Origin of the sequence: Shinella sp. G-2, assembly GCF_050172695.1 — a bacterium.
Lineage (GTDB): Bacteria > Pseudomonadota > Alphaproteobacteria > Rhizobiales > Rhizobiaceae > Shinella.
The window spans coordinates 1-5,405 of sequence record NZ_JBBEYH010000053.1 but is presented as its reverse complement, the minus strand read 5'-3'; the positions used below and the strand labels follow the sequence as shown (position 1 = coordinate 5,405).

Here is a 5,405-nt window from a genome sequence, read left to right as displayed (position 1 = left end):
AACACGGTAACCTATGAATCAGCAATCAGCCGATTTGGGAATCTTGAATGTCGATCCGACCTAGAGTTTGTCAGGGAAAAGTGGGAACCGGTTTTCCCGAAAAGACAAACGAAAACAAAAGAATTTAGAGCATGTCCAGCCGAAGCGGAATCGCTTCGGCGTCGGACAATGCGGTAAAACGAAAAGCTGGAGCCTTGTCCGCAATCCGATCGGGAAAGCGCCCTCACCCGGCCTGCCGGATGAGGGCGGCGCTACCCCTTAAACGGCGCGTGCCGCGGCAAGCCCGCGTTCGATATCCGCCCTGATGTCCTTCACATCCTCAAGACCGATCTGCAGGCGTAGCAGCGGCCCTTCCGTCGGCCCCTTGGCGACGCGGCGGTCGGACAGGTTCACATGCACCGCAAGGCACTCGAAGCCGCCCCAGGAATAGCCGAGGCCGAAAATGCCGAGCGCATCGAGGAAGGCGTGGGCCTTCGCCTTGTGCCGATCCGGCGAACCGCCGTCGAGAACGATGGAGAAGATGCCGCTCGCGCCCTTGAAGTCGCGCTTCCAGAGGTCGTGGCCCGGGAAGCTCGGCAGTGCCGGATGCAGCACGCGCGCCACATCGTCGACACCCTCCAGCCAGCGCGCCAGGTCCAGCGCGCTTTCCTGATGCCGTTCCAGCCGCACGCCCATGGTGCGCAGGCCGCGCAGCACCTGATAGGCGTCGTCGGGCGACGCGCAGGTGCCGAGCGTGATCTGTGCGTCGTGCAACTGTTCCCAATGCGCCGCATTGGCCGAGACGGTGCCGAACAGCACGTCCGAATGGCCCGCCGGATATTTCGTCGCCGCATGGATGGAAACGTCGACGCCGAAATCGAGCGGACGGAAATAGAGCGGCGTCGCCCAGGTATTGTCCATGGTCACCACCGCGCCATGCTTGTGCGCCGCGGCGGCAATGGCCGGAATGTCCTGCATCTCGAACGTGTTGGAACCCGGCGCTTCCGTGTGCACCAGCTTCGTGTTCGGCTTGATCAGCGCTTCGATACCCGCGCCGATGGCCGGATCGTAATATTCGACCGTCACGCCGAGACGCTTCAGCATCGTGTCGCAGAAAAGACGCGTCGGATGATAGACCGAATCGACGATCAGCGCGTGATCGCCGGCAGAGAGATAGGCGAGGAACGGTACGGTGACGGCGGCGAGCCCCGAAGGCACGAGAATGGTGCCGGCAGAGCCTTCCAGTTCGTCGATGGCGGCGCAGAGCGCGTCGGTGGTCGGCGTGCCGCGCGTGCCGTAGGTGTATTTCTGCGCCCGGTTCTCCATTGTCGCGGCATTGGGGAAGAGCACCGTGGACGCATGAACGACGGGCGGATTGACGAAACCGTGATACTCCGCCGGGTCGTTACCGGCATGGGCAAGGCGGGTGTTCACGCCGGCGCCGGCGAGGATTTCGTCTCTGTTTTTCATGGGTTCGGTCCGGGAAAATGCGAGGGATGGATGGCGCGGACTTTTCGCCAGCCGGCCGGTGAGGTCAACCCCATGTGAAAGGATAACGCGGCTTCCAAAGCGCTTAAAGTGTTAAACAGGTCGAATTTTGCGCGGTTTACTGCACAAATCCCCGGTTTTTCGCCCAAAAATTCGTCAAATGCCAACATTTTTGGGGCGTCCGCCGGAAAATGGCCGGCCCGACTTGACCCTGCGGAATTTTGAGCATGAGATAAGCATCCTCGCGCCGGGAGGGTGGCGAGTTCCATAGGCGCGCCCGAAAGGGTGCGGGGCCTGCGGACAAAACAAAGACAACAGAAAAAGGTTGTGAAAAAATGGCAAAAAAAATCGTGACGGCGCTCGTCGGCGCTGCCGTACTGGGGCTTGGCGCAACGGCAGCACAGGCGGACACGCTCTCTGACGTGAAGGCCAAGGGCTTCGTGCAGTGCGGCGTGAACGGCTCGAACCTCGCCGGTTTCGGCGCACAGGATTCGGCGGGCAACTGGGCCGGTCTCGACGTTGATCTCTGCAAGGCCGTGGCCGCCGCCGTCTTCGGCGATGCGACCAAGGTGAAGTACACGCCGCTCTCGGCCAAGGACCGCTTCCCGGCCCTGCAGTCCGGCGAAATCGATATTCTCGCCCGCAACACCACCTGGAGCGTCAGCCGCGATTCGCAGCTCGGCTTCGATTTCCGCGCCGTGAATTACTATGACGGCCAGGGCTTCATGGTGAAGAAGGAACTCGGCGTGAAGTCCGCGCTGGAACTGTCCGGCGCATCGGTCTGCGTGCAGTCCGGCACGACCACCGAACTGAACCTTGCCGACTACTTCCGCTCCAACAACATGGACTTCAAGCCGGTCGTCTTCGAAGCGCAGGACGAAGCCGACGCCGCCTACAATGCCGGCCGTTGCGACGCCTACACGACCGACGCCTCGGGCCTCTACTCGATCCGCCTGAAGATGGCCAACCCGGACGACCACATGGTTCTGCCGGAAATCATCTCCAAGGAGCCGCTCGGCCCGGCCGTCCGCCAGAACGACTCCAAGTGGTTCGACATCGTGACCTGGTCGCACTACGCCATGGTGGCCGCCGAGGAATTCGGCATCACGACGGCGAATGTCGAAGAGATGAAGAAGTCCGCCAACCCGGACATCAAGCGCTTCCTCGGCGAAGAAGCTGACTCGACCATCGGCGCCGACCTCGGCCTGCCGAAGGACTGGGCCGTGCAGATCATCAAGGCTGTCGGCAACTATGGCGAATCCTTCGAGCGCAATGTCGGCGAAGGTTCCCCGCTCAAGATCGCCCGCGGCCTGAACGCGCTGTGGACGAAGGGCGGCCTGCAGTACGCTCCGCCGATCCGCTAAGTCCGGATACGACCTCGGGAGGGCGGCTATCCGCCGCCCTCCTCTTTAAATGAACGCCCGGAAAACAGGGCGAAAACAACGTCAGGGGAAATGCATGGCTCTTGCGGATGCCCGAACAGGGTCCGGCGAACCGCCGAAGGTATCGCTTCTCTACAATCCGGCGCTCAGAAGCACCGCCTATCAGGTCATCACGCTCGTCGTGATCATCGGGGCGGTCTGGTACGCCTGGAACAACGTCGTCCAGAACCTTGCGCGCGCGAACATGACGGCCGGCTTCGGCTTCCTGAACAGCCGCGCCGGCTTCGACCTTGCGCAGACGCTGATCGCCTATTCGAGCGACTCGACCTATTTCCGCGCGCTGCAGGTCGGCCTTCTCAACACGCTGGTCGTGGCCGCTGCCGGCATCGTCACCGCCACCGTGGTCGGCCTTCTGGTCGGCATCGGGCGCCTGTCGCACAACTGGCTGGTCGCGCGGCTGTGCACGGTCTATGTGGAAATCTTCCGCAATATCCCGCCGCTGCTCGTCATCTTCTTCTGGTATCTCGGCGTTCTCGCCCTGTTGCCGTCGATCCGCACCATCTTCCAGCACCTGAAGGAAGACCCCGACGCGGTCTTCTTCATCTCGAACCGCGGCATCTACATGCCCGCGCCGGTCTTCGGCGAAGGGTTCGGCGTGGTGCTGGGCGCCATCGCGCTCGGCATCGTCGCCGCCATCGCCTTCACGATCTGGGCCAATGCCCGCCAGCGCGCCACGGGTCAGCGCCCGCCGGTGCTGTGGGTCAATCTCGCGCTCATCGTGCTCTTCCCCCTCGCCGTCTTCCTGGTGATGGGCAGCCCGCTGACGCTCGACTATCCCGTGCCCGGCTCCTTCAACATGAAGGGCGGCATGGTCATCGGACCGGAATTCCTGGCGCTCTACCTGGCGCTCTCGCTCTACACGGCCTCGTTCATCGCCGAGATCGTGCGCGCCGGTATCCGCGGCGTGTCCAAGGGTCAGTCGGAAGCCTCCTATGCGCTCGGCCTTCGGCCCGGCCAGGCGACGCGCCTCGTGGTGCTGCCGCAGGCGCTGCGCATCATCATTCCGCCGCTCACCTCGCAGTATCTCAACCTCATCAAGAACTCCTCGCTCGCGGTGGCCGTCGGTTATGCCGACCTCGTCGCGGTCGGCGGCACCATCCTCAACCAGTCCGGCAAGTCGATCGAGATCATTTCGATCTGGATGCTGATCTATGTCTCGATCAGCCTCATCACCTCGCTGTTGATGAACTGGTTCAATGCCAAGATGGCCCTGGTGGAGCGCTGAGATGACCGAGAGCATTACCTACGTCCGCGAACGGTTCCTCGAGGCGGAAAAGCCACCGGCCTCCGAAAAGTCGGCCTTCGCCTGGATCCGCAACAACCTCTTCGCCTCGTGGAAGGACATTCTCCTGTCCATCCTCGCCATTACGGCGATCCTCTATTACCTGCCGAAGGCCCTCAACTGGCTGTTCGTCTCGGCGGTGTGGACCGGCGCCGATCGCACGGCCTGCCTCACCACCGAACAGGGCGGCCAATTGCCGGCCGGCTGGAGCGGTGCCTGCTGGGCCTATGTGAACGACCGCTTCGTGCAGTTCATGTTCGGCTCCTATCCGCGTGACGAGCTGTGGCGGCCGCTGCTGGTCGTCGCCATGTTCGTGGCGCTGCTGGTCCCCTTCCTGATGCCGAAGGTGCAGCGCAAGGGGCTGAACGCGCTTCTGCTCCTCGTCGCCTTCCCCATCGTGTCGTTCTTCCTCCTGCTCGGCGGCGTCTTCGGCCTGCGGCATGTGGAAACGTCGCTCTGGGGCGGCCTGATGGTGACGCTGATCATCTCCTTCGTCGGCATCGTCGTGTCGCTGCCTGCCGGTATCCTGCTGGCGCTCGGACGGCGCTCGCGCATGCCGATCATGAAAACGGTCTGCGTCGTCTTCATCGAACTGATCCGCGGCGTTCCGCTGATCACCGTTCTCTTCATGGCGAGCGTGCTGCTGCCGCTGTTCCTGGAACCCGGCAACAATATCGACAAGTTCCTGCGCGCGCTCATCGGCGTGTCGATCTTCGCGTCCGCCTATATGGCGGAGGTTATTCGCGGTGGTCTTCAAGCCATTCCGAAAGGACAATATGAAGCGGCCGACGCACTTGGTCTAAACTACTTCCACAAAATGACCTTCGTCGTGCTTCCGCAGGCCATCAAGCTCGTGATCCCCGGCATCGTGAACACCTTCATCGGCATGTTCAAGGATACCTCCCTCGTCACGATCATCTCGATGTATGACCTGCTGGGCATCGTGAAGGCGAGTTTTGGGGATTCGGGATGGATCACGCCGGTCACGCCCTTGACGGGCCTGATCTTCGCAGGCTTCACGTTCTGGATTTTCTGCTTCGGCATGTCGCGCTATTCGGCCTTCGTGGAACGCCGGCTCGACAAGGGCCATAAAAGATAACTGAGAGGAACAAACAATGGCTAACCAGGCCCAGGCGCAAAAGATGACGGTTTCCGCGACGGATGTCGCCGTCGAGATCGTCAACATGAACAAGTGGTACGGCGAATTCCACGTG

The 5,405-nt window shown here is 62.1% G+C and carries 5 protein-coding genes and 1 pseudogene; 4 read left to right on the top strand and 2 right to left on the bottom strand.

The features are described from left to right. Positions 1-258 precede the first annotated feature (258 nt). Complete coding sequence (locus tag V8U06_RS28980) at positions 259-1,449, bottom strand: cystathionine beta-lyase (protein ID WP_427143616.1); 1,191 nt, start codon at positions 1,447-1,449, stop codon at positions 259-261. Beyond that, positions 1,446-1,736: a hypothetical protein gene (locus V8U06_RS28975; RefSeq protein ID WP_427143615.1), complete on the bottom strand. Its 291-nt coding sequence runs from the start codon at positions 1,734-1,736 to the stop codon at positions 1,446-1,448. Before V8U06_RS28975 ends, V8U06_RS28980 begins: the two co-directional genes overlap by 4 nt. Positions 1,737-1,802: 66 nt before the next feature. On the opposite strand from V8U06_RS28975, the gene V8U06_RS28970 reads away from it, so the two are divergent. The 4 genes and pseudogenes from V8U06_RS28970 to V8U06_RS28955 form a co-directional block, all read left to right on the top strand. Then, positions 1,803-2,831, top strand: a complete 1,029-nt coding sequence (locus V8U06_RS28970) for an amino acid ABC transporter substrate-binding protein (protein WP_226919081.1) — start codon at positions 1,803-1,805, stop codon at positions 2,829-2,831. Positions 2,832-2,925: 94 nt separating this feature from the next. Then, positions 2,926-4,134 carry an amino acid ABC transporter permease gene (locus tag V8U06_RS28965; protein ID WP_427143614.1) on the top strand — a complete coding sequence of 403 codons (1,209 nt, stop codon included), beginning with the start codon at positions 2,926-2,928 and terminating at the stop codon, positions 4,132-4,134. Between the two features lies 1 nt (position 4,135). Further along, positions 4,136-5,290 (top strand): amino acid ABC transporter permease, encoded by a 1,155-nt coding sequence (locus V8U06_RS28960; RefSeq protein ID WP_427143613.1) that lies wholly within the window; start codon positions 4,136-4,138, stop codon positions 5,288-5,290. A gap of 16 nt (positions 5,291-5,306) precedes the next feature. After that, a pseudogene (locus V8U06_RS28955) lies at positions 5,307-5,405 on the top strand (amino acid ABC transporter ATP-binding protein); the annotation flags it as partial.

Bases quoted from the DNA above. Each gene is read 5' to 3' on its own strand.
- V8U06_RS28980 (WP_427143616.1), bottom strand. From the start codon at position 1,449: ATGAAAAACAGAGACGAAATCCTCGCCGGCGCCGGCGTGAACACCCGC.
- V8U06_RS28975 (WP_427143615.1), bottom strand. From the start codon at position 1,736: ATGGAACTCGCCACCCTCCCGGCGCGAGGATGCTTATCTCATGCTCAA.
- V8U06_RS28970 (WP_226919081.1), top strand. From the start codon at position 1,803: ATGGCAAAAAAAATCGTGACGGCGCTCGTCGGCGCTGCCGTACTGGGG.
- V8U06_RS28965 (WP_427143614.1), top strand. From the start codon at position 2,926: ATGGCTCTTGCGGATGCCCGAACAGGGTCCGGCGAACCGCCGAAGGTA.
- V8U06_RS28960 (WP_427143613.1), top strand. From the start codon at position 4,136: ATGACCGAGAGCATTACCTACGTCCGCGAACGGTTCCTCGAGGCGGAA.